Raw genomic sequence first — 26,714 nt, 5'->3', positions numbered from 1 at the left:
CCCGATAGTTCTTTGCCTTCGCCGGTGCGATCTCGGGGTGCGCCGGAGTCCCCTGCCCTGGAGATTGAATGCGCCGCGCCCGCAAACCCACCCTGTTCCGTACTTCCCTGGCCACCGCTCTCGCGGCCATCACGGTCCCCTTCATCGCCCATGCCGCCTTCGGTGACGAGGCCGTCACCACCCCGACCGCCCAGGTCTTCCCGACCCGCACCGGCATCGGCGTCACCTGGGACACCGTCGACGCCACGGCGTACCGCGTCGAACGCAAACAAACCACCGACTGGCAAGACATCAGCGGCCCCCTGACGACCTCGACCACCACCTGGATCGACGAGACCATCGCCGCCGGCACCACCGCCGACTACCGCGTCGTAGCCACCACCGACTCCGACCCGATCACCAGCCCCGAGGTCAAGGCCACTCGCGTCGCCGAAGCACCGGCGGTCGGCGACACCGACGTACTCGCCCTGGACGCCTTCCGCAGCGACGGCGTCACCTGGCTCCAGAACGAGACCGCTGGTCCCGTCACCGCCTCCGCGCCCGTCGACGGCACCCGGACCTTGACGGCAGGTTCCCTGAAGCTGAAGATGCCGGCTTTTCTGGCCGGTCCGGGGTACCACGAGGTGCCGATCGAGCTGACCCAGGGCGAGCGCACCTGCACGACCACAGGCGTTTTCCGGGTCACGGCGCTGAGCTACACACCTGACCTGCAACTCGAGACGTTCGCATCCTCGCTGGGTGCCTCCTGCCCAGGCGCCCAGAGCACTGCGGTTCTCGAGATCCGCTTCAAGAGCACCCTCGGTTACACCCTCCTGTCCATCGCGCCGGAGAAGCTGGACGCCGGTCGGGTGATGATCGGCACCTCCAAGAGCATTCCGCTCACACTGAAGAACACCGGCACCGAGCCGTTCCACTTCGGCCAGATCTACCTCAGCGGTAACGACGTGTGGAAGATCGCCGACCGAGACTGCTGGGCGCCCCTGGAACCCGGTGCGTCGTGCACCCTGACCTTGAAGTTCGAGGCCTTCGGCGACTACGGCAGAGGTGAGTTCTCGGACCGGCTGACGATCTTCGATTCGGACTCCAACCGGGCGCACAGCGTCCTGATGACCGGTACATCGATCTCGCTCCCCAAGGCGCCGGACGGCATCAACGTCGCTCCCACCTACACCGGGGTCTCGCTGAGCTGGCAGACCTGGACGATCGCCGGCGGTACACCTGTCCGCGGCTACTTCCTGCACCGCTACCTGAACGGCGTGGAGACCACGCAGTGGATCGAACCCGACCTGCACCCCAAGGAGTGGATGCGCCTCACCGAATTCGCCCCGAAGCCCGGCACCACCTACGCGCTCTCGATCGTCAACGAGGTGGGTGAAGGCCCCGCGAGCCCGCCTCATGCAGCAGGACGCGCGACGGACCAAATCGCTCTGACCGCGGGTCGGCCGAGTAACCTCATGGCGGCGACCCTGGGGGGCTACATCGTCCCGGTCGCGAACAGCAACTCGGTCACGCCGAAGGAGTCCGTGACAGCCGCACCGGACGGCCGATCGCTGGCCTACGTGACGACGGACGGCGAGAAGGCGCTGTGGACCCAGCGCTTCGAACCTAGCGGACTCGGTACGGCGGTCAAGTTGTGGACGACGCCGGCGGCGATCACCCACCTCTCGTGGTCACCGGACGGAACGCGGATCGCCTTCCAGTCCCCCGAGAACGACCTGCCGTGCGTGTACACGATCGCGGCCACCGGCGGCACGCCGGAGAAAGTCGCCTGCGACGTGACCAGTCCGAGCTGGATGCCGGACGGGCGGACGCTCGTCGTCACCGACCGGCGGTTCGACGGCGACGACCGGTTCGCCCGGATCCAGGCGGCACCCGGCGGCGCGCGGGTCGCGACGCTGCCGGCGCCGACGGCAGCCGCGGACGGCATGCCGGTGCGAGTGTCACCCGACGGGGAGCTGGTCGCGTTCGGCTCCGATCGCACCGTCAAGTTCGTCGACCTCTGGTCCACCAAGGTGCTGTCGAGTCTGCAGCTCGACGCCCCGGTCCGTTCGATCAGCTGGAACCCGTATGGCGGTACTTTGCTGGCGTTGAGCGGTAGTGGGCAGATCTACCGGCTCAACATCGACAGCCTGCAATTCGCTCCGATCGAACTGGAGAACGAATACGTCGGGGGCTCGCGCCTCGACATCGCCTGGCAGCAGCTCGGAATCACGATCGGGCAGACGCCGGCGGTGGTGGGTCCGCAGACCTCGGTCGCCTTCGACTCGTCGGCGCTGATGCCGGGGACGACGTTCAGCTGCGGCCTCCCGCTGCGGAACTTGGGCCCGTGCACCTCGCCCTTCACGGCGACGAACCTGCGGTCGGGAGACAACCTGCTGATCATCGCCGCCAAGGAGCCCGACGGCCGGGTGACCAGGGCTTTCCGCATCCTCACCGCGGACGCGACCGGGCCGGTGGCTCGGATGACGGGGCCGGCGTATCAGTCGTCGGTCGCCGCGACGGCGACGCTGACGGTGTCGGCCACGGATGCCGGCGGGGTCGCGTCGTACGACGTGCGCTACCGCCGGGCCACCTCCGCCGGGCCGTACGGCGACTACGTGCAGCCGTGGACGAACACGACCGCTACGTCGATGAACCTCGCGGTCGCGGCCGGGTACGAGTACTGCGCCTCCGTTCGGGCGAAGGACAAGTTCGGGAACGTCGGTGGGTGGAGTGCCGACCGGTGCGTCTCCCGGCCGCTCGACGATCGATCGCTGACAATGGCCTCGACCGGCTGGACCCGGGCGACCGGATCGACGTTCTACTACGGGACGACGACGCAGACCACGGCGTACGGCAAGTCCCTGACGCGGACCGTGCAGGGCAAGCGGTTCTTCCTGGTCGCCACTCGCTGCCCAACCTGCGGGTCGGTCGCGGTGTACGCCGGGAACACCCGCCTGACCACGGTGAACCTGGCCTACCCAACCACGCACCGCCAAGTCCTGCTCGGCCTTCCGGTCCTGAGCACGCTCTTCAGCGGCACGCTGAAGTTCGTCTCTGCATCCAGCGGCAAACTCGTCCAGATCGACGGCCTCGCGGTCGGCCGCACCTGAGCAGAAGGACAGGAGGTAGCGCCGATTCCGCTGCCCCGGCAGGTCACTCCGAGCGTGATCTGCCGGCCAGTGGGCGTATACGTCCTGTCCTTCCGCACCAATCAGGTCAGGTGGTCGTAGTCGCCGCGGGTCCAGGCTGCGTGGCGGTCGGCGGAGCGGCGTACGACGGCCTTGGCGTCGACCGGGATCGTGGAGCCGAAGTTGTTGTAGAGGCGGTCGTACTCGAACGGGTCGAGGGCGCGGGCGACCCGGTCGACGACCGCGCCGGACAGCGGGATCCGGTTCGGGTAGCTGCGCATGAAGCTGACCGAGGTGCGGTCCGGGTTGGCGAAGATCGTGTCGCCGGACAGGATCACCCCCTTGCCCTCGGCACCGTTCGCCCAGTGCACCACCGCGCTGCCCGGGAAGTGCCCGCCCGGCTGGATCACGGTCACACCCGGTAGCGGGGTGAGTTTGCCCGCCCAGGTCCGGATCACCGGATCCTGCCGGGCCACCCACTCCGCGTCCGGCTCGGACACGTAGACCGGTACGTCGCCGAGCCGGTGGCTCCACTCGACCTGGACGCCGTACATGTGCGGGTGGCTCGCGATGATCCCGACCACGTCGCCGAGCTCACGAACCCGGCGTACGGCGTCGTCGTCGACGTACCCGATCGGGTCCCAGAGCAGGTTGCCCTCGGCCGTCCGGAGCAGCATCGACTGCTGGCCGATCCCGACCGGCGGTTTCGAGCGGACGCCGTACAGGTCCGGCTCGACCTCGTCGATGGTGACCTGGGTCCCGGCCGCGGCCAGTTCCTCGAGCGTGGTCCAGTGCTGGCCGTCGGCCGGCACCCACTGGCGCTCGTCGGCGCAGATCGCGCAGACCTCCACCTGCTCGGAGTGCTCGACCGCACAGGTCGCACAGATCCAGAAACTCACCGTAGTTTCTCCCCTCAGCTGTGATGTGCCATAAGCCAACGCGTTCAAGCTCAGTTGAAGTCAAGAGCATCGAAGGCTCACCGTCGAGGGCCACTGCGGGCTCCGCCCGGTGGGCCACTACGCGACCGATCTCACACGCATCGCGACCGATGTCACATCTGTCAGGACATGTCACCTCGACGAGCGGGTCTAGCATCGAAGCGATTTGGTGAACTCGTCCGAGGAGGATCTGGTGCCCAGCAAACCAGCCGGCACGCTCTACCGCGGCCGGGAGGGCATGTGGTCATGGGTCGCGCACCGGATCACCGGTGTGGGGATCTTCTTCTTCCTGCTGGTGCACGTGCTGGACACCGCGCTGGTCCGGGTCTCCCCGGAGGCCTACAACGAGGTGATCGGCACCTACAAGAACCCGATCGTCGGCCTGCTCGAGGTCGGCCTGGTGGCCGCGATCCTGTTCCACGCGTTCAACGGCATCCGGCTGATCCTGATCGACTTCTGGGCCAAGGGCCCGCGCTACCAGCGGCAGCTGATGATCGGCGTCGGAGTGATCTGGGTCGTCCTGTTCGTCCCGTTCGTCATCCGCCATCTGACCCACGTGTTCGGAGGCTGAGATGAGTGAGATCGCGGCACCCCGGTCCAGCTCGCGCTCCCGCTCGCTGAAGGGCGGCGGCCGGAACCGGTCCGGGCAGACCAACTTCGAGCTGTACGGCTGGCTGTTCATGCGGCTGTCCGGCCTGGCCCTCGTCGTCCTGGTGCTCGGCCACCTGTTCGTGAACCTGATGCTCGGCGGCGGGATCACCGCGCTGGACTTCGGCTTCGTGGCCGGCAAGTGGGCCAACCCGCTCTGGCAGGTCTGGGACCTGCTGATGCTGTGGCTGGCGATGCTGCACGGCACCAACGGGCTGCGCACGATCGTCAACGACTACGCCGAGAAGGACCAGACCCGGTTCTGGCTCAAGGCCTTGCTGATCACGGCGGCGATCGTGATCGTCGTCCTCGGCACCCTGGTGATCTTCACGTTCGACCCCTGCCTCGACCCGAACAGCACACTGTCGGTCTGTAAGTAAGGAAGTCATGCAGCAGCATCAGTACGACGTCATCATCGTCGGCGCGGGTGGTGCGGGAATGCGCGCCGCCCTCGAGTCCAGCAAGCGGACCCGGACCGCGGTGCTCACCAAGCTCTACCCGACCCGGTCGCACACCGGTGCGGCCCAGGGCGGCATGTGCGCCGCGCTGGCCAACGTCGAGGAGGACAACTGGGAGTGGCACACCTTCGACACGGTCAAGGGTGGTGACTTCCTGGTCGACCAGGACGCGGCCGAGGTGATGTGCCGGGAGGCCGTCGACGCGGTCCTCGACCTGGAGAAGATGGGCTTGCCGTTCAACCGGACCGCCGAGGGCAAGATCGACCAGCGGTTCTTCGGCGGCCACACCCGCAACCACGGTGAGGCCGTCGTACGGCGTTCCTGCTTCGCCGCCGACCGCACCGGTCACATGATCCTGCAGACGCTCTACCAGCAGTGCATCAAGCAGAACGTCGAGTTCTTCAACGAGTTCTACGTCCTCGACCTGCTGATGACCGACGGCAAGGCGAGCGGCGTGGTCGCCTACGAGCTGGCCACCGGCGAGCTGCACGTGTTCTCGGCCAAGTCCGTGATCTTCGCGTCCGGCGGTTTCGGCAAGGTCTTCCGTACGACGTCCAACGCGCACACGCTGACCGGCGACGGGATGGGCATCGTCTGGCGCAAGGGCCTGCCGCTGGAGGACATGGAGTTCTTCCAGTTCCACCCGACCGGCCTGGCGGGTCTCGGCGTACTGCTGTCCGAGGCCGCACGTGGCGAGGGCGGCATCCTGCGGAACAAGGACAACGAGCGCTTCATGGAGCGCTACGCCCCGACCGTGAAGGACCTGGCGCCCCGGGACATGGTCGCCCGCGCGATGGCGAACGAGGTCCGCGAGGGCCGCGGCTGCGGTCCGGACGGCGCGTACGTGATGCTCGACCTGACCCACCTGGAGCCCGCGCACATCGACGCGAAGCTGCCGGACATCACCGAGTTCGCGCGGACCTACCTGGGTGTGGAGCCGTACACCGAGCAGATCCCGGTCTTCCCGACCGCGCACTACGCGATGGGCGGCATCCCGACCAACATCAAGGGCGAGGCGCTGGCCAACAACGACGACGTGATCCCGGGCCTGTACGCCGCCGGAGAGGTCGCCTGCGTGTCCGTGCACGGCGCGAACCGGCTCGGCACGAACTCGCTGCTCGACATCAACGTGTTCGGCCGGCGTGCCGGGATCGCGGCCGCGGAGTACGCGGAGACGGCGGTCTTCGAGGAACTGCCTGCCCAGCCCGAGGCGTACGTCGTCGACCTGGTCGAGGGACTGCGGAACTCGGCCGGCGAGGAGCGGATCGCGGCGATCCGGTCCGATCTGCAGGCGACGATGGACCTGAACGCGCAGGTGTACCGGACCGAGGGTTCGCTGAAGCAGGCGCTGGTCGACATCGAGGCGCTGAAGCAGCGGTTCGCCCGGGTCGGGGTCCAGGACAAGGGCAAGCGGTTCAACACCGACCTGCTCGAGGCGGTCGAGCTCGGCTTCCTGATCGACCTGGCCGAGGTGCTGGTGGCGGGCGCACTCGCCCGCAAGGAGTCTCGCGGCGGGCACTTCCGGGAGGACTACGCGACCCGGGACGACGTCAACTTCATGCGGCACACGATGGCGTACCGCGAGATCTCGGTTGCCGAGGACGGTAGCGAAACAGTCAACATCCGGCTCGACTACAAACCGGTGATCCAGACCCGCTACAAGCCGATGGAGCGGAAGTACTGATGGACGTCAAGGTCAAGATCCTGCGGTACAACCCCGAGGTCGTCGACGAGGCCGAGTGGAAGACGTACGCCGTCACCCTGCAGCCGACCGACCGGGTCCTGGACGCCCTGCACAAGATCAAGTGGGAGCAGGACGGCACGCTGACCTTCCGGCGGTCCTGCGCGCACGGCGTCTGCGGCTCGGACGCGATGCGGATCAACGGCCGGAACCGGCTGGCCTGCAAGACGCTGATCAAGGACCTGAACCCGGACAAGGAGATCACCGTCGAGCCCATCAAGGGCCTGCCGGTGCTCAAGGACCTGGTCGTCGACATGGAGCCGTTCTTCGACGCGTACCGCTCGGTGATGCCGTTCCTGGTCACCAGCGGCCACGAGCCGACCCGGGAGCGGATCCAGTCCCAGGCCGACCGGGACCGCTTCGACGACACCACCAAGTGCATCCTGTGCGCCGCGTGTACGACGTCCTGCCCGGTGTTCTGGTCCGACGGCCAGTACTTCGGCCCGCAGGCGATCGTCGGCGCGCACCGGTTCATCTTCGACAGCCGCGACGAGGGCACCGAGCAGCGGCTGGAGATCCTGAACGACAAGGAAGGCGTCTGGCGCTGCCGGACCACCTTCAACTGCACCGACGCCTGCCCCCGCGGCATCGAGGTCACCAAGGCCATCCAGGAAGTGAAGCGAGCGCTCATTTTCCGCCGCGTGTGAGGTGATCTAAGCTTCACTCCGCAACCAGCCTCTGCCCCGGGACGTCGAAGGGGGCGGAGGCTGCTGGCTACCCCGGGGGTGACTGTGCCGCGCGTGCGCGCGATCGTCGACCGCTCCTACGCTCACCTGGTCGAGCGGCTGGAGCGTCTCGGCGTACCCCGGCGCTGGCCACCGCTGCTGATCGTCGGCATCGCGGCCGCCACCACAGCCGTCGTACTCGCGCTCGTCGTCGGGATCACCGGCCGGACCGGGAGCATTGACCCACCGACCGCCATCCTTCCCGCGTCCGCCGTGAAGGACGGGTCCACCGTCGTGAACGCGGCGTCGGCCCAGGTGCGGTCGATCACGATGGTGACGCCGAACCGCTGGGCGGCCGGCTGGGCCGACTGCTCCACCGGCCCGAGGTGCCGCTACTCGGCGGTGATCGACCGGGACGGCGCCAAGGCCATCGCTCCGGAGTGGTCGGTGCCGTACGTGACACTGCGCACCGGTGACGAGGCGATCGCGGTGGCGCCGCCGCGGGAGGGCACGCTGACCGGAGACACGACCGTGCTGTTCCGCCTGACCTACGACGGCCCGGTGACGTCGCGGCTGCGGTACGTCCTGCCGACGCGGACCTTCCAGCGCGGCGAAATCCTCACCGACCGGATCGTGCCGGGACGGATCGTCGTCGTGAACCCCGAGGAGTGGACCGTCCGGATGCTGCAGACGCAGGGCACGAGGTCACCCGTCTGCGACACCACCGGCCGCTGCTGGATGCTGTCGGGGATCGGCCGGACGGACATCATCTGGACCGACGACGGTGGAGCGTCCTGGGAGTCGGCGCCGCTCGACGAGACGAACCAGCGCGGACGACTGACGGTCAGCCCGGACGGCAGCACCCTGGTGGCGACCGCGGTCGCCATCGACAGCCGGAGCGAGACGGTCGCATCGATGCGGCTCTCGACCGATCGAGGCGCCCACTGGACGACGGTCCAGCAAGTTCCCCAGAACCTGAAGACCGCGCCGGTCGCCTTCGACGACGGCACCGCGGTCATGCTCGGCTCCCGATCCGGCCACCCAACACCCCAGCTCTACCGAATCACCACCGACGGCGCCGAACCGGAGCCCGGAGCCCCCGGCACCTTCACCCACCTGACCGGCGACACCCAACTCCTCTACGGCCCGAAAGTCTCCAACCAGCGAACCATCCAGGTAGCCACCAGCACCGACCGAGGCAAAACCTGGCAAACCTTCATCCCCCGCTGACCTACCAAGTCACGGGTGCATCGTGGCGCCTTTGAGGATCTTGTCGACGGCGTTCTTCGGGCCGTAGATGGCGATCCCGACCAAGTCGAGCTCAGCCGTCGGGACCGCCCGGACCGCGGCGCGATTGTCCCGGTCGTTGCCAGTAGCAAACAAGTCCTGGGTGAAGACGGAGTGCTCGATCTCTCGCCGGAGCGCCCGCTCGTGGGCGATCGCCATGAACTCCTTGGACCCCTCGAACACCAGCACCGGCTGCCGGAACATCGGCAGATACCGGGTCCCGTCAGCATCCTCGTACGGCTCCCCGACGACCTCAGGATGCGTTCCCGCGATCCCACTCACCATGAAAGCCGTCACGTTCAAGCGCTGCCAGACCGCAAGGTCGTCCCGCAGCAAGACCGCGATCTTCGTGTCGAACCGGATCGGCTCAGCTTCATCAGTCACCCCAGCAGACTGCCCTGCCGCACACCTGCCTGGCTTGTACGTTCCAAACCTCTAGCAGTACGGCGGGTTGGAGGTGACGGCCGTGGCTACGCGGAGGAAGAGGTTGAAGAGGCGGTAGAGGTGGAGGGTGTCGCCTTCGACGGTCACTGTGCGGTCGTCGCGGCGGGTGACTCCGGGGATGGCGGTGAGGTGGGAGGTGACCGAGGCGGATTGCCAGCGGACGGTCAGGCGGCGGGTGGTGGCGGGGTTGGCGGCGATGCCAGGGAGGGAACGGAGGGCTTCGGTGGTGGTGGTTTCGATCGCGGCGCGAGCCTCGGCGACGGGGACCAGCTGGGCAGCGAAGCGGTCCTTGGCGTATTTGACCGGGACCGTGGCGACAGCGGGATCCCAGGCCTTCATCTCCGCGCAGGCCGTGTCGTCACCGGTCAGGAGAGCAACGGGTACGCCGTACGCCGAGGACGCGGCGTGGAGGAGGCCGATCTCGCCGGTGGCCTCGTCGTCGAGCCAGATGTCCTCGATCTCGTGGCCCATGAAGCTGTGGCTGAGTACGCCGAGAACGCCGGCGCGGGCGTGGAAGCCGACGCAGAGCACGGCGTCGTACTCGCTGGTCAGGCCCTCGATCATGCCCATCGGCTTCGGGCGGCCCTTGATCAGCGTGGCGCGGGGGTCGAGCAGTTCCGGGAGGAGGTTGCGCATCGGGCCGTGGGCGTCGTTCACGAGGACCGACGTCGCGCCGGCGCCGTACGCACCGCGGACGGCGGCGTTCACGTCCTCGGTCATCAGCACGCGGCCGCGTTCGTAGTCCCGGCCCGGCGGCTGGACGTCCTCCGCGTCGACGAGTCCGGTGATGCCTTCCATGTCCGCGCTGATGTAGACCTTCACGGAAGGAAGCGTATGTTCTTGACCGTGAGCAGTGGCGCCGAGGTCAAGGCGTGGCGGCCCGGGTTGAGCGGGGTCGTCGAGGTCCTGCATGCCCACTTCCCGTCGCACGCGTACCCGAGTCACACCCACGACGCCTGGACCGTGCTGATCGTCGACGAGGGTGCCGTCCGCTACGACCTGGACCACCGCGAGCACGGCCTGGCCCAGGCGCAGGTCTCGCTGCTACCGCCGCACGTGCCGCACGACGGGCGGTCGGTCCGGCCGGAGGGATTCCGCAAGCGGGTGCTGTACCTGGAGCCCGATCGGCTCGGCGACAACCTGATCGGTGCGGCCGTCGACCAGCCCGAGTACGTCGATCCGCTGCTGAGGCACCGGATTCACCAGTTGCACGGAATCCTGGTCGACGGCCGGGAGGATCTGGAGGCGCAGAGCCGGCTGACGCTGATCGAAGAACGGCTGAAGCAGCATCTCCGTCGCCAGGTCGTCGATCCGGCCGAGCTGCGCGATCCAGGAGTCGCTTCGCGGCTGCGCGACGTACTGGATGCGAATGTGCCCGCCGGGATCACGCTGGACGACGCGGCGAAGCTCGTGCACGCGCATCCGGCGTATCTGGTGCGAGCGTTCAGCCGGGAGTACGGCATGCCGCCGCATCGGTATCTGACCGGGCGGCGGGTGGACCTGGCTCGGCGGTACCTGCTTGACGGGCGCCCGGCGGCCGAGGTGGCGACGCTGGCCGGCTTCTACGACCAGTCGCACCTGAACCGGCACTTCCGGAAGATGCTCGGGGTCACACCGTCGAGTTTTGTGCGGCGCTGACCTTTGCCGCCTTGTAGGCCCGGACACCCCAGGTGCCGAGCAGGGCGGCGATCAGCAGGTTCACGATGATCAGGATGGTGTGCGCGACGTAGTACCCGGTCGGGCGACCCTCGGTGTCGACGAGCGCCTTGATGAAGCGCAGGTACGTGACGACGTTCCAGACGGCGATCCCCAGCAGGACAAGCGCATGTTTGCGTTCGAGTTTCACCGGGCCATTGTCCCCCCCGGACCTGTGAAGCGGGGCGGCCGCGCCTCACCCGGTCGCCCCGCTGAGGGGTGGTGTCACTCCACCGACCCTCGTCCATGGCTCGTCGAGCAGCAAGACATGGCAAGCTACTCACGGGTCACAACAAGGGTTTCCCTGCAAACTCAGGGGTTGGGGCGATCCACCATGCGGAGCAGTTGGGTGCGGTTGGCCACGCCGAAGCGGCGGTAGAGCCGGGTCAGCTGGGACTCGACCGCCTTCACCGATAGGTAGAGCGCTGCGGCGATCTCGCGGTTGGTGGAGCCGTCCCGGACCATGGCGACGATCTGCTGCTCGTTGTCGGTCAGCTCGGACGGCTGGCGGCTGCGGCTCGGTACGTCGAGGCGGGCGAGCTCGGTCTCGGCGACCTCGCGCCAGGCGGGAGCGCCGTACGCCTCGAACTGCTCGATCGCATCCAGGAAGGCCGTTCGTGCGACCGACCGGCGGCGGGCCTGCCGCGCGACCCGGCCCCGGGTCAGCTCGCAGCGCGCCAGGTCGAGCGGGTAGACGCGGTCTCCCGCCGTACTGATGGTTTCCTCCAGCAGGTCCAGCGCCGCGGCTGGATCGCCCTGCTTGGCGATCATCAGGGCCTCGGACCGTGCCAGCCCGACCCGCACGACCGCGCGGTCCAGGGTCTCCGCACGGGTCCGGATGTCGGCGATCAACGCGGCGGCGTCCTCGAGCCGGCCGGCCGCGACCAGTGCCTCCGCGTAGTCCGCGTGCCACGGGATCACCGCCGGGTCGAACGGCATCGCCGCCTCCCCCGAGTCCGCGATCGCGTCGAACGACTCCACCGCACGCTGCGGATCCCCGGTCAGTACGCCGATCAGCCCGAGGCTGGCCAGCGCCGGGCCGGTCCATTCGTCGTTCCCGACCAGGCGGACACCCTCGAGCGCCGCCTCGGCCAGCTGCCGTCCCATCGCCGCCGAGCCGCCGGCCCACTCCGCGCGGCTGGCGATGATCATCCCGACCTCGGCCTCTTCGCCGATGTCCTGCATCAGCTGGTAGCACTCGTGGCCGGCCGCGAGCGCGTCCGCACCACGACCGCTCCGCTCGTAGATCGCGGTCGCGGAGATCAGTACGGACGCCAGCCACCGCATCGCACCGTTGTCACGGACCTCGTCGACCAAGGCGGTGATCGCGCAGATCGCCTCGTCGGTCCGGCCGCGGAACAGCTCACGCATCGCGGCCATCTGCCGCGCGTTCACCACGGTCTTGGTCAGTGGCAGATCGTGAGCCAGCTCGGCCGCCTGTTGCAGCAAGGCATCCGCAGTCTGCTCGGCGTCACGCGCGATCTGCACCGAGCTCGCCGCACTCAGCGCGTCCACCAGCGCCTCGGTGTCACCGCATGCGCGGGCGAGCCGCTCGGCGACGCGCGCATCCTCCTGCGCCTCGTCGAGCCGGCGATCGAAGTACTCGCTGTTGCTGCGCATGATCCGCACCCGCGCCTCGAGCTGCTCGTGGCCGACCGACGCCTCGAACGCCTCGTCCAGCAACTCGACCCGGCGATCCCGGTCCGGCCAGGCCGCGTCCGCCAGCAGCAACAGCGCTGGCACCTTGGTCTCGGACGTGGTCGCGGCCTGTACGGCGAGGCGCGCCATGTCGGCCGACTCCGCGAGATGCCCGGCGGCCGCCGCGTCGTCGGCGGCCCGGGTCAGTCGCCGGGCACGCTCGTCCGGCAGGGTGCCCGGCGTACGCTCCGCGGCCAGGCGCCACAGCGTCGCGGCGGCGCCGGGCGCACCCCGGCCGGCGGCGACCGTCGCAGCCTCCTCGATCGCGGCCGCGAGCTCGGGGTCGGCCTCCTGGGTGGCGAGGGCGCGATGGGTCGCGTTCTCCACCGGCTCGTCGACCACGGCCGCGAGTTGGGCGTGCGCCTGACGACGAGCGGCTGAGGTCGCCTCGGCGTACACGAACTCGCGGAGCAGCGGGTGCGTGAACCGCAGCCGCTCGGAGGAGACGTCGATCAGTCCGAGCGCCTCCGCCTCGGCCAGCTCGGTGTCGATCGGCCGGGCGAGGGACTGCGTGAGCTGGGTCGTGGTCGGGCGCGGTGACGAGGCTGCGTGCAGCAGGAGCTCGTGCGAGCCGGTCGTGAGGTCGGACAAGCGGTCGCCGAGCAGGGTCTTGAGCCGGCTCGACACCGGCAGCGGGTCGTTGGGCGAGACGCCTTCCGGGTGACGCAGTACGGCGCGGCCGAGCTCAAGGGCCATGAACGGATTGCCGGCGCTCGCGGTGAAGATGCGCCGGGCCGTGCGGACCGGGAGCGGGCTGGACAGGCGCTGCCGGAGCAGGCCGAGCACGTCGGGCTCCGTGAGCGGCGGGACCTCCAGCTGGAGCACCGGCTCCGGGCAGGCCTCAGCCATCACCGGAAGATCGCCGTCGGCCACCTGCTCGGTGGCGAGCATGTGCACGCCCTCGGACAGCCGGCGGGCGCAGAAGGTGAGCACCTCCAGGCTGGACGGGTCGACCCACTGGATGTCGTCCACGACGAGCAGTACCGGTCCGCTCGCGGCCAGGCGGCGGAGCACGTGCAGTACGGCGAGGCGCACCGCCAGCTCGTCCCGCACGGTGTCGGGCGCACTGGCCTTGAGCAGGGCGACCTCGAGCGGCTGGCGGAGGTGGTCGGGCAGCACCTGCCAGGCCAGCTCGAGCTGGTTGGACAGGAGGTCGAGGAGGGTGACGTACGGGAGACCGGCTTCGGACTGCGACGGAGCAGCACTGAGGACCCGGCAGCCGGCCCGGGTGCGGTCCGCGACGAGGGCGCGGCCGAGCGCCGACTTGCCGATCCCGGTCGGGCCGTAGAGCAGCACGCTGCCGCTGGTCTCGAGCTGCTTGTTCGCACGCTCGACCAGCCCGGCGCGCCCGACCAGCTCGTCGTCAGTCATCGATCACACAAACTCCTCGAAGGTTTACCTTCGCCGATTATCACAGTCAACGGCCATCCGACACGGCGAGTGTCATATGAGGAAACCATCCCGTCACCATCCTGTCACCCGTCGCTGTCCAGATCAGAGCAGTCGCGACGGCACGAAAGTGCCGGGGCACGGGTGGGCAGCTCCCGGTGGACAAAGTTCAACCGCCTGCCGCGCAAGAGCACGACAAGCGGTTGAAAGTTGCTGGGATCAGATGGACTCGAGGTCGCGCTCGATGGCGGCGAGCTCCTCTTCGGTGCCCTGGACCTGCGGGCCCTTGAACCAGCGGCGGGCCGAGGCGAACCAGTAGATGGCGGCGAACCCGAGGACGACCAGCACGGCGACCGGGGTGTAGTTGAAGGTGCTACCACTGACCGGGCTGACCTGGGGAAGCATGAACAGCACCGTGATGAACGCGACCCAGACGATCGCGATGATGCGGATCGGACGGCTCCAGCGGCCGAGGGTCCACGGGCCGGGCTCGAAGCGGTCGCCCTGCATCAGCCGCAGCAGCGTCGGCAGCACGTAGGCGATGTACAGGCCGATCACCGCGATCGACGTGACCGCGGCGTACGCGGTCGCGTTCCACAGGTACGGCAGGCCGAGGACGAAGGCTCCGCCGGCGGCCAGCCAGATCGCGTTCGTCGGTGTCCGGGTCCGGTGGTTGATCTTGTGCCAGAACGCCGACCCCGGCAGCGCGCCGTCCCGGGAGAACGCGTAGATCATCCGCGAGTTCGCCGTCACCGAGGACATGCCGCAGAACAACTGCGCCCCGATCACCACGAGCAGCAGGATCTTGGCCAGCCCCGCGCCGACCGCGTCGATGAAGATCTGTGCGGGCGGTACGCCGATGTCGCTGTCGAGGGCACCGTCGTAGCTCTGGATCGCGAACGTGAGTCCGATCAGCAGCACCCAGCCGGCGGCCAGCGACACCAGGATCGACATCACGATCCCGCGCGGACCCGACCGGGCTGCGTCGTGCGTCTCCTCGGTCATGTGCGCGGAGGCGTCGTACCCGGTGAAGGTGTACTGCGCCAGCAGCAAGCCGAGCAGTGCGACGTAGAAGGTGGAGCTCCACCCGGTGTTGTTGACGAAGTGGCCGAACACGAACCCGGCGGACTGGTGCTTGTCCGGCACGAACACGAGCGCGCCGACGATGAAGATCACGCCGACGATGTGCCACCACACGCTGATGTCGTTGAGTCGCGCAACGAGCTTCACGCCGAACGAGTTCAGCAGGCCGTGCACCAGCAGGATGATCCCGAACAGCAGGATCGTGTGGCCGGGCGTCGTACTGAAGCCGAACTGCAGGTCGAGGAACGCGTTCAGGAAGAACGCCGCCCCGAAGTCGATGCCGGCCGTCACCGCGACCTGGCCGAGGAAGTTGAACCAGCCGGTGAACCAGGACCAGGCCGCGCCGTTGGACGGTGCGAGTTTGGCGCTCCAGTAGTACAGCCCGCCGGCGGTCGGGAAGCTCGAGCACACCTCGGCCATCGCGAGGCCGACGAACAACGTCATGACACCGACGATCGGCCAGCCCCACACGATCATCACCGGGCCGCCGGTGTTCATCCCGAACCCGTACAGCGTCAGGCAGCCGGACAGGATCGAGATGATCGTGAAGGAGACCGCGAAGTTCGAGAACCCGGACATCGTCCGGGACAGTTCCTGCGCGTACCCCAGCTGGTGCAGGCGTTTCTCGTCGTCGGTCCGCGGGGCGGCTTCGGATTGGTCCTTGCTCACGGGGGACCTCCTCAATGGTCTTCTGCCAGACCTTTGAGCAATTGAGGCACGCGTCATATCAGCTGTCAAGGAATCACGCAAGAAAGGCCCGCAGCAGAGCAGCTGTCCCCGAGAGATGCTCCTGCATCCTGCTGCGCGCGGTCTCGGGATCACCCGCCAGGATCGCGTCGACGATCGCCTGGTGCTGGTCGTTGGAGTGCTCGATATTGCGTTCCAGCAAAGGGATTGCGTCCAGCAGCTCGTTCAGGCGCATGCGTACGTCGGCGGTCGCGGACGTCAGCGACGGCGAGCCGGTCACCTCCGCGATCGCCAGATGCAGCCGCGAGTCGAGGCGGCGGTAGTCGGCCAACGACGCGGCGGACGTCTCCGCGAGACTGCGGCGCAGATGGTCCCGCTCGGCCGGGCTCAACTCCCGGGACGCGGCGGCTTCGGCAGCCCCGGTCTCCAGTGCGGAACGCAGTACGAGCGCATCCTCCAGGCCGTCCCCCAGTTCGCGGGCGAGCCGCTTGGCCGGCGTACGGCGCGGTTTCGGCAGCCGCTCGTTGACGAAGGTGCCGCCGTACCGGCCGCGCCGGGACTCGACGTACCCGGCCTCGGCGAGCGCGTGGATCGCCTCGCGGAGGGTGACCCGGCTGACGTTCAGGCGGGCGGCCAGGTCACGTTCGGACGGCAGCCGGTCCCCCGGCACGACGACGCCGAGCTTGATTGCCTGTAGCAACCGCTCGACCGTCTCCTCGAACGGGTTCCCGGTCCGGACCGGCCGGAACAACGCGTCGTCTGCCTGGCCAACCATGAGAACAGACTAGATCGGAGTTACATAGGCGCCCGAGATTCCGCCGTCGACGAGGAACATGTTGGCGGTGATGAAGGAGGAGTCGTCGCTGGCCAGGAAGGCGACCGCGGCCGCGATCTCCTCGGGTTCGCCGAAGCGGCCCATCGGGACGTGCACCAGCCGCCGCTGTGCCCGCTCCGGGTCCTTCGCGAACAGCTCGGTCAGCAGCGGCGTGTTCACCGGTCCCGGGCAGAGCGCGTTGACCCGGATCCCCTGCCGGGCGAACTCGACCCCGAGCTCGCGGCTCATCGCCAGTACGCCGCCCTTGGACGCGGAGTACGAGATCTGCGACGTGGCCGCACCCATCACGGCCACGAACGACGCGGTGTTGATGATGGAGCCCTTGCCCTGCCGTTGCATGTAAGGGATCGCGGCCTTGCAGCACAGGTACACCGAGGTCAGGTTGACCTCCTGCACCTTGCGCCACGCCTCCAGCCCGGTGTCCAGGATCGACGCGTCGTCCGGCGGCGAGATCCCCGCGTTGTTGAACGCGATGTCCACGCTGCCGAAGGTGTCGAAGGCCTGCTGGAACAGGTTCTCCACCGCGGCTCGGTCGGTGACGTCGGTGGCGACGAACAGTCCGCCGACCTCGTCTGCGGCGGCTTTGCCCGCAGCCGGGTCGAGGTCACCGATCACCACGTGCGCGCCTTCCGCGGCCAGCCGCCGTACCGTGGCCAGGCCGATCCCGCTGGCTCCGCCGGTCACCACCGCGACCCGGCCTTCGAGCCGATGAGCCTTGACGTCCATTCAGTCCTCCGTGCTGATGAAGATGTTCTTGGTCTCGGTGAACGCCGCCGGCGCGTCCGGCCCGAGTTCGCGGCCGAGCCCGGATTGCTTGTAGCCGCCGAACGGTGTCGAGTACCGGACCGACGAGTTCGAGTTCACCGACAGGTTGCCGGCCTCGACCCCACGGCTGACCCGCAGCGCCCGGCCGACGTCCCGGGTCCAGATCGAGCCGGACAGCCCGTACTCGCTGTCGTTCGCGATCCGCAGCGCGTCCGCCTCGTCCTCGAACGGGATCACCGCGACCACCGGCCCGAAGATCTCCTCGCGCAGCGCCCGCTCACCTGCCGGCGCGAGCACGGTCGGCGGGAACCAGAACCCGGGCCCGGTCGGCGCCGTCCCTTGGATCGCAGGATTGTCAACGAAAGACGCCACCTGCTCGCGCTGCTCGGCCGAGATCAAGGGCCCCATCTCCGTAGCCGGATCACTCGGGTCGCCGACCTTGAAATTCTTCACCGCCGGCTCGAGCAGCTCCATGAACCGCTCGTACGCCGTCCGCTCGACCAGGATCCGCGATCGCGCGCAACAGTCCTGCCCGGCGTTGTCGAACACGCCGTACGGCGCCTGGGCCGCAGCCTTCTCCAGATCCGCATCGGCGAACACGACGTTGGCCGACTTCCCACCGAGCTCCAGCGTCACCCGCTTCACCTGGTCGGCACACCCGGCCATGATCTGCTTCCCGACCACGGTCGACCCGGTGAAGACCACCTTGCGTACGGCGGGATGCGTGACGAACCGCTGCCCGACCACCGTCCCCTTGCCCGGCACGACCTCGAACACCCCTGGCGGCAACCCGGCCTCCAGCGCGAGCTCGCCCAACCGGATCGCGGTCAACGGGGTGAGCTCGGCCGGCTTCAGTACAACCGTGTTGCCGGCGGCAAGCGCCGGAGCGAAACCCCAACCGGCGATGGGCATCGGGAAGTTCCACGGCACGATCACGCCGACCACGCCGAGCGGTTCCTGGATGGTGATATCGATGCCACCGGCAACGGGGATCTGCTGGCCGAACAGGCGTTCCGGCGCGGCCGAGTAGTACCTCAGCACATCCCGGACGTTGCCCGCCTCCCAGCGCGCGTTGCCGATCGTGTGGCCGGCGTTCTCGACCTCCAACGCAGCAAGGTTTTCCAGATCGGCATCGACCGCATCGGCGAACCGGCGGAGCAATCGGCCACGGTCCGCCGGGGTGACGTTTCGCCAGGTCTCGAAAGCCTTGGCGGCACGGGCGATCGCCTCGTCCGCCTCCTGCTCGGTGGCCAGGGAGATCGTGCGGACAACCTTCTCGGTGGCCGGGTTGATCACGTCGTACGTCATGGGGCCTCCCGGCCTGGACTGAGGAGCGGAGGGAGCGAAGCGACTGGAGTGACGAGGGAAGGCCGGGAGTTAAAGCCCCATGGCCCGCCGTGCGGCAGCACGGCATTCAATACAGTCATGAAGCACTCCTGATCAAGGCGGTGAACAGCCGCAGGTCTTCGGGGTTCTCCTCCGGGTGCCACTGCACGCCGAGGGCGAAGGCGTGGCCGTCCACCTCGGCCGCCTCGACCGTCCCGTCACCCGCGCGGGCGGTGACCCGCAGGCCCGGCGCGACGACGTCGAGCGCCTGGTGGTGGTAGCAGCTCCCGGTCGCGCGATCGCCGAGGATGCGACCGGCCAGCGAGTCGGGCTCGACCTTGACCTCGGTGGTCGCGAAGACCGCCGCCGCCGGACGGTGCTCGTCGTTCGCGACGACCTCGGGCAGATGCTGATGGAGCGTGCCGCCGAGCGTGACGTTCAGCATCTGCAGGCCGCGGCAGATCGCGAGCAGCGGGAGATCCCGGTCCAGTGCGGCCTGGATCAGCACGCGTTCGTGCTCGTCCCGTCCGGGTCTGGTATCGACCGTCTCCGGATGCGGCTCGGCGGCGTACGAGGACGGGTCCACGTCGCAGCCGCCGGCCACGATCAGACCGTCCAGGAGCTCGAGGACGGTCGGATCGGTGCCGACCGGGGGCAGGAGCAGCGGCACCCCTCCGGCCGCTGCCACCGCATCCAGGTACACCCGCGGGAGGATCGCGGACTCCCGCTGCCAGATCCCCCAGGTGGCCGGCTCGAGGTACGTCGTGATCCCGATCCGGGGTCGCTCAGAGCCGTTCGAAGCCACGGACCCGCTCCCAGTCGGTGACGGCGGCGTCGTACGCGTCGAGCTCGACCCGCGCCGTGTTGGTGTAGTGGTCGACCATCTCGTCGCCGAACGCCGTCCGGGCGATCTTCGAGCCGGTGAACAGCGCGGCCGCCTCCCGCAGGGTGGACGGCACGTGCTCCTTGTCGGAGTCGTACGCGTTGCCCTCCAGGAGTGGCTCGAGCTCCAGCTCGTTCTCGATGCCGTGCAGGCCGGACGCGATGATCGCGGCGACGGCGAGGTACGGGTTCACGTCACCGCCGGGGAGGCGGTTCTCCACCCGGAGCGAGTCGCCGTGGCCGACCACGCGCAGCGAGCAGGTGCGGTTGTCCAGGCCCCACGCGACCGCGGTGGGCGCGAAGCTGCCGCGGACGAACCGCTTGTAGGAGTTGATGTTCGGCGCGAGCAGGTAGGTGAACTCGGGCAGGCAGGCGAGCTGCCCGGCGATGAACCGCTCCATCAGCTCGGAGAACCCGTGCTCCCGGTGCCCGGCCAGTACGGCGTCACCCTCGTCGGCGCGGAAGCTCAGGTGGATGTGACACGAGTTGCCCTCGCGTTCGTCGTACTTCGCCATGAAGGTCAGGCTCTTGCCGTGCTTCGCGGCGATCTCCTTCGCGCCGGTCTTGTAGATCGAGTGGTTGTCGCAGGTGACCAGGGCCTCGTCGAACCGGAAGGCGATCTCGTGCTGGCCGAGGTTGCACTCGCCCTTCGCGGACTCGACGTACAGGCCGGCGCCGGTCATCCCGTTGCGGATGTCGCGCAGCAGCGGCTCGATCCGCGCGGTGCCGAGGAGCGAGTAGTCGACGTTGTACTGGTTCGCCGGGGTGAGGTCGCGGTAGCGCTTGTCCCAGGCCGACTCGAACGTGTCGTCGAAGACGATGAACTCCAGCTCGGTCCCGACGTACGCCTTCAGGCCACGGTCGGCCAGCCGGTCCAGCTGGGCGCGCAGCACCTGCCGCGGCGAGGCCACCACGGGCGATCCGTCCAGCCACTGCACGTCACACAGCACCATCGCGGTGGCCTCGAGCCACGGGACCAGCCGGAGCGTGTTGAGATCGGGCGCCATCACCATGTCGCCGTACCCACGCTCCCAGGACGACATCGCGTACCCACCGACGGTGTTCATGTCGACGTCGACCGCCAGCAGGTAGTTGCACCCCTCGGTGCCGTGCTTCAGCACCTCCTCCAGGAAGTACCGCCCCCCACACCGCTTCCCCTGCAACCGCCCCTGCATATCCGTGATCGCCACCAGCACCGTGTCGACCCGCCCCGAGGCCACCAGGTCCCGCAACTCCTGCACACCCAACTTGCCAGCGCTCACGGTTCACTCTCCGGCGAATTCTATTGGTCTAGGTTCAGTCCATTGACTCAAGCCTAACCGCGCCTGTCAACGTGGCCGTCAGCTGTTGAAGCGGTGCTGGTACTCGGCGGGGGTCAGGCCGAGACTGCGGTGGAAGTGACGGTGCAGGTGACTCTGGTCGGCGAAACCGCTGGCTGTGGCGGCTTCGCCGATCGACGCCCCGGACTCCAGCATGAGGCGGGCGACGCGCAGGCGATGAGCGATCTGCAGCGCGTGCGGCGGGAGCCCGGTGCGGCGGCGGAAGAGACGGATGAGACGGAACTTCCCGATGCCCGCGGCGGTGGCGAGTTCGTCGAGGCTGACGTTGCGTCCGGGCTGGTCCGCGAGGTAGTCGAAGGCGAGGCGGAGCGCTCCTTCGTCTCGTGCGGTGATCGCCGGCAGGCGCGAGCGGACGGCCGACGTGCGGTCGATCAGGAGGCGCAGCCACTCGGCCAGGCGATCATCCTGCTCGAGTCGCGTGGCGGGCGACTCGAGGGTGGCGTGCAGTCGCAGGAAGCGTTCGGCGAGCACGGTGTCGGACAGCACCGGATCGGGGAACACGACGTCGGCCAGCGGGTCGGACTCGGGATCACCGGCGAGCTCCGCGAGATCCGCGACCTCGACCACCACCAGGCGGGCTCGCCACGGGCGCTCGTCGTCGACGGCGCTGCCGGCGTGCGCGCCGGACGGGTCCCAGGCGACGAGCTGACCCGGCCGGACGAGGCGGCGTTCCCGGCCGCGCCGTGAGCGCATCGGCTGGTCGCCCACGACTCCGAAGACATACTCGCCACGGGGCTCGACGGCGTACCGCGTGGTCCGGCCGGCCATGAGCAGGACCCGCTGCTCGTGCGGTGCGCGCCACATCCGGACCTGCTCGGTCGCCACGTCACCATCGTAGGACGGTGCAAGAACGTTCAAGACGGTTCCGCCAGGCCGTCCTACGGTGCGGGCATGTCGATCACCGCACACCTTGTCGTTCACCTGGTCGTTCAGGGGGCCGACCGCGCCGCGGCCTTCTACCGGGAGGCATTCGGCGCCGAGGAGCTCGAACGGATCCCGACGCCGGACGGCCGCCTCATGTCGGTCCAGCTGCGCATCGGCGACAGCCTCGTCCACCTCGCCGACGAGTTCCCCGAGATGGGGGTGCTCGCTCCGCCCACGATCGGCGGGACCGCCGTGGTGCTGGCGCTTCGAGTCGCCGACGCGGACGCGGTCTTCGCCCAGGCGATCGCCGCCGGCGCCGAAGTCCGCCAACCGGTCCAGGACACCTTCTGGGGCGACCGCCACGGCCAGGTCGAAGACCCCTTCGGCCACCGCTGGAATGTCGACCAACACCTGCGCGACGTCCCCCACGACGAGGTCCTGGCCGCCGCGGCCGAAGCCTTCGCCTGACAACCGCGGCGCGGTGGTGCCTTGGCACTGGGCTGTCAGTGAACCGGTTGTCACTCTCCGGGATCGTGGGGAAACTCTGCGGATTCGGCCGCACCGCCCAAGCGGCGGCATCGCGACGTTCCCATGGGACTACGCGAGCAAGCCGTCGATCGACGGCATCCGGGTGCAGTACAGCTCGCTGCCCGGCGGCTCGGCGACCAACTTCAACCTCGGCAAGACCGCGTCCCACGAGGCCGGCCACTGGTTCGGGCTCTACCACTCCTTCCAGGGTGGCTGCACAGCACGAACGACTCGGTGTCCGACACGCCCGCCCAGAGCAGCGCCAGCAGCGGCTGCCCGACCGGACGGAACTCCTGCACGCTGCCGGGCGTGGACCCCATCCACAACTACATGGATTACCCCTACGACTCCTGCTACAACCAGTTCACTCCCGGCCAGCGCACCCGGATCAGCAACATGTGGACCGCCTACCGTGCGTGACATGGGCGTGACGTGGGCGTGACGTGGGCCTGACCTGGGGATGAGACCCGACTGTGACATCTGCCCCGGGTGGCAACTAGAGTTCCGGGCGATGCGTTTGCTTCTGACGGCCTGCGCGACCGCCGCACTGGTGGTCACCGGACCTCTGACAGCGACCGCCGCCGGCCAGGGCCCCCAAGGCCCGGTCGGCGGCGGCCTGCTGACCGCGAAGCCGACGGTCGTCGCCGACGGGGCGGCACCGCCGGCTGTCCAGGCGTCTGCCTATGTCGTCGCCGATGTCGACACCGGCGAGGTGCTGGCCGCCAAGGCGCCGCACGCCAAGCTGCGGCCGGCAAGCACGCTCAAGACCCTGACTGCCCTGGTCCTGCTGCCGCGGCTCAAGAAGACCGACCAGGTGATCGGTTCGGACGCTGACGCCGGCATCATCGGCAGCAAGGTCGGCGTGTACCCGGGACTGCGCTACACCGTCGATCTACTCTTCCAGGGCATGTTCCTGGCGTCCGGGAACGATGCCGTCCATGCATTATGCGCGCACGACCAGGGCGGGGTCCCGGCGACCATCCAGCGGATGAACCAGAAGGCCGCGGAGATCGGCGCGCTCGACACGCACGTCACCGACCCGACCGGTCTGGACGCGGACGGGCAATACTCCAGCGCCTATGACCTGGCCCTGTTCGCGCAGGCCGGTCTGGCCCGGCAGGACTTCGCCAAGTATGCGGCGACGAAGTACACGGCGTTCCCGAATGCCGGGAACAAGGGCACCTACCAGGTCGCGAACCAGAACAAACTGCTGTTCAACTACGAGGGCGCGCTGGGCGTCAAGACCGGTTACACCACGCTGGCCCGCAACACATTCGTCGGCGCGGCCCGCCGCAACGGGCACACGCTGGTGGTGACGATGATGAACGCGCCGCATGGCATCACCGAGGACGCCGGCAACCTGCTCACCTGGACGTTCAACAACTACAGCAAGCTCACCCCGGTCGGCACGCTGGTCAAGCCCGCGGCCGAGCCCAAGACCGCCACCGGCCCCACACAGGGCGAGAAGAAGAAGTCAGCAGAGTCCGGTACGCCGAACCCGCCGCGCAGCCGGACAGTCCTGAGCCCCGGCCAGGCCGTGCAGTCACTGGCCTTCCGCGTCCCCGCCTGGGCCTACGCCGGACCACCGGTCTTGCTGCTGGGACTCTTCCTCCGCCGACCCCGCACACTGCGCCGGCGGCGCCACTAACGCCTGAGCGAGCGGGCGGCTTTGCCGAGCTGCGATGCCAGAACGGACGCTGTGATGCCCAGCAGCGCACCCGCGGCGACCGCGACGGTATCCGCCTTGCGCTGCGGCACCGGTACGACCTTGTAGCGCTTGCCAGGCGGACCCGGCAGGAGCGGCTCGTGCACCGACTGCTCGGGCGGCAGCGGCGCCTCCGCGATCCGCAGTTGACCCTCGGCGGTGGACTCCCGTTTCTGCGCGTCGAGCGTGGCTTCCTTGGTCCACGCCGCGATGAGCATGATCGCGCGCGTCAGCAGGTAGATCCACACCAGCAAAGCCAGCGGCAAGGCCAGCGTGCCGTACGCCGCGTTCGTCCCGATGACATGGGTCACGTACAGGTTGCCGAGCTTCTGCGCGAGGTAGTACAGGATGCCTCCGGCCAGAGCGGCGATCAGCGCGACCTTCCGCGGCAGGATGATCCGCGGCAGGGCTGTCTGCAGGTAGAGGACCAGGATGGCGCCGGCCCCGAGCCCGAGCACGAGGCTGGTGACGGACAGCAGGCTCGCGTCCAGATCCGTCCGGTCGACGATGCGCTGCGCCAGCGCGGACAGGACGGACGAGACGCCGGTTGCGATCAGGCCGATCAGGCCCAGACCGACGAGCGCGCCGAGGTCCCAGAGCTTCACCAGCACGAAGTTGCCGGGCTGGTCGTCCAGCTCGTGCATCGACCGGATCGAGGCGCGCAGCGAGTCGACCCAGGCGAGTCCGGTCCACAGCAGCGCGACGCCCGAAATCAGTCCGATGGTGCCGGCGTGGGCGATCAGCGCGTCGATGTCGATCTGGTTGCCGATGCCGGGAAGGTTCTTGTCGAGCGAGTCCTTGAGGGCCTGGATCGCCTTGTCGCCGAGCAGCGGCCCGACGATCGCCGCGGCCAGCACGATCAGCGGAAACAGCGACAGGAACGCGTAAAAGGTCGTTGCCCCGGCCAACCGGTTGCCCCGGCGGTTGCCGAACCGCTGCCACGCCCGCCAGACCTGTGTGCGGCTGAACCGCGCCCAGATCGCCTTGCCCCGCTGGATGATGCCCATGTGTCTCCTGTACCCCTCGCGCGGAGACTCAGCCTGCCAGCGGGAACGACCGTTGCGGCCGCCACACGCCGTCGGCGCCGTGTTCGTAACGGCTGAAGGCGTCCACGTCGAAGGCACAGTCGTACTCGGCCAGGGCGTCGTACGCGCGGTCGAGGGCGTCCTTGTCCAGGTCGTGGGCGACCGTGACATGCGGGTGGTACGGGAACCGCAGGTCGACCTGCAGCGGACCGGACCGGACCTGGGACTGCAGCACCTCGCAGGACGAGATGCCCTCGGCCAGCGGGACGAACACGACCGGCGAGATCGGCCGGAAGGTCGCCGTACCGCGCAGGCGGATCCGGAAGCTCGGGAACCGGGCCGCCACCTCGAGCAGGTGGTCGTCGACCAGGGCCAGGTCGGCGTCGTCGATCTCCGTCGGTGGCAGCAGGGTCACGTGGGTGGGGATCGACGCGGCCATCGGATCGCCGAACTCGGCCCGGTACTTCTGCAGCTCCGAGCCGTAGGGTTCCGCGATCGGGATCGCGACACCGATCATGGCCATCCGGGCCCCTACCGGCCCACTGCCGGACCGGGCACGAAGCCCAGCCGGTCGTAGACCCGTTGCAGCGTCGGCTCGGTCACCGCGCGGGCGCGCTCGGCACCGGCGGCCAGGATCGCGTCCAGCTGCGCCTTGTCGTCGAGGTAGCCCAGCGTCTTCTCCCGGAACGGGGTGACGAACTCGACCACGACCTCGGCCAGGTCCTTCTTGAAGTCGCCGTACCCGCGGCCGGCGTACTCGTCCTCGAGCTCGCTGATCTTCTTGCCGGTCAGGGCCGAGTAGATCGTGAGCAGGTTGGCCACGCCGGCCTTGTTCTCCGGGTCGAAGACGACGTCGCGACCGGAGTCGGTGACGGCGGAGCGGATCTTCTTCGCGCTCGCCTTCGGGTCGTCGAGCAGGTCGATGATGCCGGCCGGGGACGAGCTGGACTTGCTCATCTTCGCGGCCGGGTCCTGCAGGTCGGAGATCTTCGCGGTCTCCTTGACGATGTACGGCTCGGGCAGCCGGAACGTCTTGCCGAAGCGGTGGTTGAACCGCTGGGCCAGGTCGCGAGTCAGCTCCAGGTGCTGACGCTGGTCCTCGCCGACCGGGACCCGGTCGGCCTGGTAGATCAGGATGTCCGCGGCCTGCAGGATCGGGTACGTGAACAGGCCGACCGTGGCGCGGTCGGAGCCGCCCTTGGCGGACTTGTCCTTGAACTGCGTCATCCGGCTGGCCTCGCCGAACCCGGTCAGGCAGCCGAGCACCCAGGCCAGCTGGGCGTGCTCGGGTACGTGCGACTGGACGAACAGCGTGGACCGCTCCGGGTCGATGCCTGCCGCGAGCAGCTGCGCCACCGACCGGCGGGTCCGATCCCGCAGCGCCTTCGGCTCGTACTCCACCGTGATCGCGTGCAGATCGACGACGCAGTAGAACGCATCGTGGTCGTCCTGCAGGGCCACCCACTGCCGCAACGCGCCGAGGTAGTTGCCGAAGTGGAAGGAGTCCGCCGTCGGCTGGATCCCGGACAGCACCCGAGGGCGACGCTGGGAACCGGCTGCGGAGGGGTCAGGCGCAGCTAGGGACATGCCCCCGATTCTGC

25 protein-coding genes are annotated in these 26,714 nt (G+C 68.7%); 10 read left to right on the top strand and 15 right to left on the bottom strand.

Annotated features, from left to right (window positions below; all coding sequences use genetic code 11):
- Window positions 1-68: 68 nt before the first annotated feature.
- A complete protein-coding gene (locus tag ACZ3HV_RS20900) occupies window positions 69-3,092 on the top strand; it encodes a TolB family protein (RefSeq protein ID WP_465686638.1) in 3,024 nt (1,007 codons plus the stop codon).
- 101 nt (window positions 3,093-3,193) lie between these two features.
- Here the strand turns inward: ACZ3HV_RS20900 and ACZ3HV_RS20895 are convergent, their stop codons facing one another.
- Complete coding sequence (locus ACZ3HV_RS20895) at window positions 3,194-4,009, bottom strand: MBL fold metallo-hydrolase (RefSeq protein WP_465686637.1); 816 nt, start codon at window positions 4,007-4,009, stop codon at window positions 3,194-3,196.
- A gap of 232 nt (window positions 4,010-4,241) precedes the next feature.
- Between ACZ3HV_RS20895 and sdhC the strand changes: the two genes are divergently transcribed.
- From sdhC to ACZ3HV_RS20870, 5 genes are all read left to right on the top strand, one after another.
- Window positions 4,242-4,619, top strand: coding sequence for a succinate dehydrogenase, cytochrome b556 subunit (sdhC, locus tag ACZ3HV_RS20890; RefSeq protein WP_465686636.1), 378 nt, complete (start codon window positions 4,242-4,244; stop codon window positions 4,617-4,619).
- Window position 4,620: 1 nt separating this feature from the next.
- The gene (locus tag ACZ3HV_RS20885) at window positions 4,621-5,076 is read left to right on the top strand and encodes a succinate dehydrogenase hydrophobic membrane anchor subunit (protein WP_465686635.1); all 456 of its coding nucleotides are present in this window, start codon (window positions 4,621-4,623) and stop codon (window positions 5,074-5,076) included.
- Between the two features lie 7 nt (window positions 5,077-5,083).
- Window positions 5,084-6,838 (top strand): succinate dehydrogenase flavoprotein subunit, encoded by a 1,755-nt coding sequence (gene sdhA / locus ACZ3HV_RS20880; protein ID WP_465686634.1) that lies wholly within the window; start codon window positions 5,084-5,086, stop codon window positions 6,836-6,838.
- Window positions 6,838-7,542: a succinate dehydrogenase iron-sulfur subunit gene (locus ACZ3HV_RS20875; RefSeq protein ID WP_360363200.1), complete on the top strand. Its 705-nt coding sequence runs from the start codon at window positions 6,838-6,840 to the stop codon at window positions 7,540-7,542. Before sdhA ends, ACZ3HV_RS20875 begins: the two co-directional genes overlap by 1 nt.
- A gap of 93 nt (window positions 7,543-7,635) precedes the next feature.
- Window positions 7,636-8,790, top strand: coding sequence for a WD40/YVTN/BNR-like repeat-containing protein (locus tag ACZ3HV_RS20870; RefSeq protein WP_465686633.1), 1,155 nt, complete (start codon window positions 7,636-7,638; stop codon window positions 8,788-8,790).
- A 9-nt stretch (window positions 8,791-8,799) separates the two neighbouring features.
- Here the strand turns inward: ACZ3HV_RS20870 and ACZ3HV_RS20865 are convergent, their stop codons facing one another.
- A complete protein-coding gene (locus ACZ3HV_RS20865) occupies window positions 8,800-9,231 on the bottom strand; it encodes a DUF2000 family protein (RefSeq protein WP_465686632.1) in 432 nt (143 codons plus the stop codon).
- Between the two features lie 51 nt (window positions 9,232-9,282).
- Complete coding sequence (locus ACZ3HV_RS20860; RefSeq protein WP_465686631.1) at window positions 9,283-10,113, bottom strand: M55 family metallopeptidase; 831 nt, start codon at window positions 10,111-10,113, stop codon at window positions 9,283-9,285.
- Window positions 10,114-10,125: 12 nt separating this feature from the next.
- Between ACZ3HV_RS20860 and ACZ3HV_RS20855 the strand changes: the two genes are divergently transcribed.
- A complete protein-coding gene (locus ACZ3HV_RS20855; RefSeq protein ID WP_465686630.1) occupies window positions 10,126-10,929 on the top strand; it encodes a helix-turn-helix transcriptional regulator in 804 nt (267 codons plus the stop codon).
- On the opposite strand, the gene ACZ3HV_RS20850 is transcribed toward ACZ3HV_RS20855, so the two are convergent.
- From ACZ3HV_RS20850 to ACZ3HV_RS20810, 9 genes are all read right to left on the bottom strand, one after another.
- A complete protein-coding gene (locus tag ACZ3HV_RS20850) occupies window positions 10,901-11,137 on the bottom strand; it encodes an SCO4848 family membrane protein (RefSeq protein ID WP_360363180.1) in 237 nt (78 codons plus the stop codon). The genes ACZ3HV_RS20855 and ACZ3HV_RS20850 overlap by 29 nt on opposite strands.
- A 161-nt stretch (window positions 11,138-11,298) precedes the next feature.
- Window positions 11,299-14,055: an AAA family ATPase gene (locus ACZ3HV_RS20845; protein ID WP_465686629.1), complete on the bottom strand. Its 2,757-nt coding sequence runs from the start codon at window positions 14,053-14,055 to the stop codon at window positions 11,299-11,301.
- Between the two features lie 237 nt (window positions 14,056-14,292).
- The gene (locus ACZ3HV_RS20840) at window positions 14,293-15,825 is read right to left on the bottom strand and encodes an amino acid permease (protein WP_465686628.1); all 1,533 of its coding nucleotides are present in this window, start codon (window positions 15,823-15,825) and stop codon (window positions 14,293-14,295) included.
- 73 nt (window positions 15,826-15,898) lie between these two features.
- Complete coding sequence (locus ACZ3HV_RS20835; protein ID WP_465686627.1) at window positions 15,899-16,618, bottom strand: FadR/GntR family transcriptional regulator; 720 nt, start codon at window positions 16,616-16,618, stop codon at window positions 15,899-15,901.
- Between the two features lie 9 nt (window positions 16,619-16,627).
- Window positions 16,628-17,404, bottom strand: coding sequence for a 3-oxoacyl-ACP reductase (locus ACZ3HV_RS20830; protein WP_465686626.1), 777 nt, complete (start codon window positions 17,402-17,404; stop codon window positions 16,628-16,630).
- The gene (locus tag ACZ3HV_RS20825; protein ID WP_465686625.1) at window positions 17,405-18,751 is read right to left on the bottom strand and encodes an aldehyde dehydrogenase family protein; all 1,347 of its coding nucleotides are present in this window, start codon (window positions 18,749-18,751) and stop codon (window positions 17,405-17,407) included.
- Window positions 18,752-18,866: 115 nt separating this feature from the next.
- Window positions 18,867-19,574, bottom strand: a complete 708-nt coding sequence (locus ACZ3HV_RS20820) for a gamma-glutamyl-gamma-aminobutyrate hydrolase family protein (protein WP_465686624.1) — start codon at window positions 19,572-19,574, stop codon at window positions 18,867-18,869.
- Window positions 19,555-20,913: a glutamine synthetase family protein gene (locus ACZ3HV_RS20815; RefSeq protein WP_465686623.1), complete on the bottom strand. Its 1,359-nt coding sequence runs from the start codon at window positions 20,911-20,913 to the stop codon at window positions 19,555-19,557. The genes ACZ3HV_RS20820 and ACZ3HV_RS20815 overlap by 20 nt, the downstream gene beginning before the upstream one ends.
- 78 nt (window positions 20,914-20,991) lie before the next feature.
- On the bottom strand, window positions 20,992-21,816 hold the full coding sequence (locus tag ACZ3HV_RS20810) for a helix-turn-helix domain-containing protein (RefSeq protein WP_465686622.1): 825 nt from the start codon (window positions 21,814-21,816) through the stop codon (window positions 20,992-20,994).
- Between the two features lie 66 nt (window positions 21,817-21,882).
- Between ACZ3HV_RS20810 and ACZ3HV_RS20805 the strand changes: the two genes are divergently transcribed.
- The 3 genes from ACZ3HV_RS20805 (at window position 21,883) to ACZ3HV_RS20795 (ending at window position 24,031) form a co-directional block, all read left to right on the top strand.
- Window positions 21,883-22,323 (top strand): VOC family protein, encoded by a 441-nt coding sequence (locus ACZ3HV_RS20805; protein ID WP_465686621.1) that lies wholly within the window; start codon window positions 21,883-21,885, stop codon window positions 22,321-22,323.
- Between the two features lie 294 nt (window positions 22,324-22,617).
- Window positions 22,618-22,803, top strand: a complete 186-nt coding sequence (locus ACZ3HV_RS20800) for a hypothetical protein (protein ID WP_465686620.1) — start codon at window positions 22,618-22,620, stop codon at window positions 22,801-22,803.
- 91 nt (window positions 22,804-22,894) lie between these two features.
- Window positions 22,895-24,031 carry a D-alanyl-D-alanine carboxypeptidase family protein gene (locus ACZ3HV_RS20795; RefSeq protein WP_465686619.1) on the top strand — a complete coding sequence of 379 codons (1,137 nt, stop codon included), beginning with the start codon at window positions 22,895-22,897 and terminating at the stop codon, window positions 24,029-24,031.
- On the opposite strand, the gene ACZ3HV_RS20790 is transcribed toward ACZ3HV_RS20795, so the two are convergent.
- Genes ACZ3HV_RS20790 through trpS form a run of 3 tightly spaced genes read right to left on the bottom strand, consistent with a single transcriptional unit; the run spans window position 24,028 to window position 26,700 of the window.
- Entirely contained in the window at window positions 24,028-25,095 is a 1,068-nt protein-coding gene (locus ACZ3HV_RS20790; RefSeq protein ID WP_465686618.1) for a YihY/virulence factor BrkB family protein, read from the bottom strand. The two genes, ACZ3HV_RS20795 and ACZ3HV_RS20790, sit on opposite strands and share 4 nt — an antisense overlap.
- Window positions 25,096-25,123: 28 nt before the next feature.
- Window positions 25,124-25,636 carry a 2'-5' RNA ligase family protein gene (locus ACZ3HV_RS20785; protein ID WP_465686617.1) on the bottom strand — a complete coding sequence of 171 codons (513 nt, stop codon included), beginning with the start codon at window positions 25,634-25,636 and terminating at the stop codon, window positions 25,124-25,126.
- 8 nt (window positions 25,637-25,644) lie between these two features.
- Window positions 25,645-26,700 carry a tryptophan--tRNA ligase gene (gene trpS, locus ACZ3HV_RS20780; protein ID WP_465686616.1) on the bottom strand — a complete coding sequence of 352 codons (1,056 nt, stop codon included), beginning with the start codon at window positions 26,698-26,700 and terminating at the stop codon, window positions 25,645-25,647.
- Between the last annotated feature and the right edge of the window lie 14 nt (window positions 26,701-26,714).

The sequence above is a fragment of the Kribbella sp. NPDC020701 genome, from assembly GCF_055562215.1.
The sequence above is the reverse complement of the archived record's forward strand: the minus strand, read 5'-3'. Positions and strand labels throughout refer to the sequence as shown.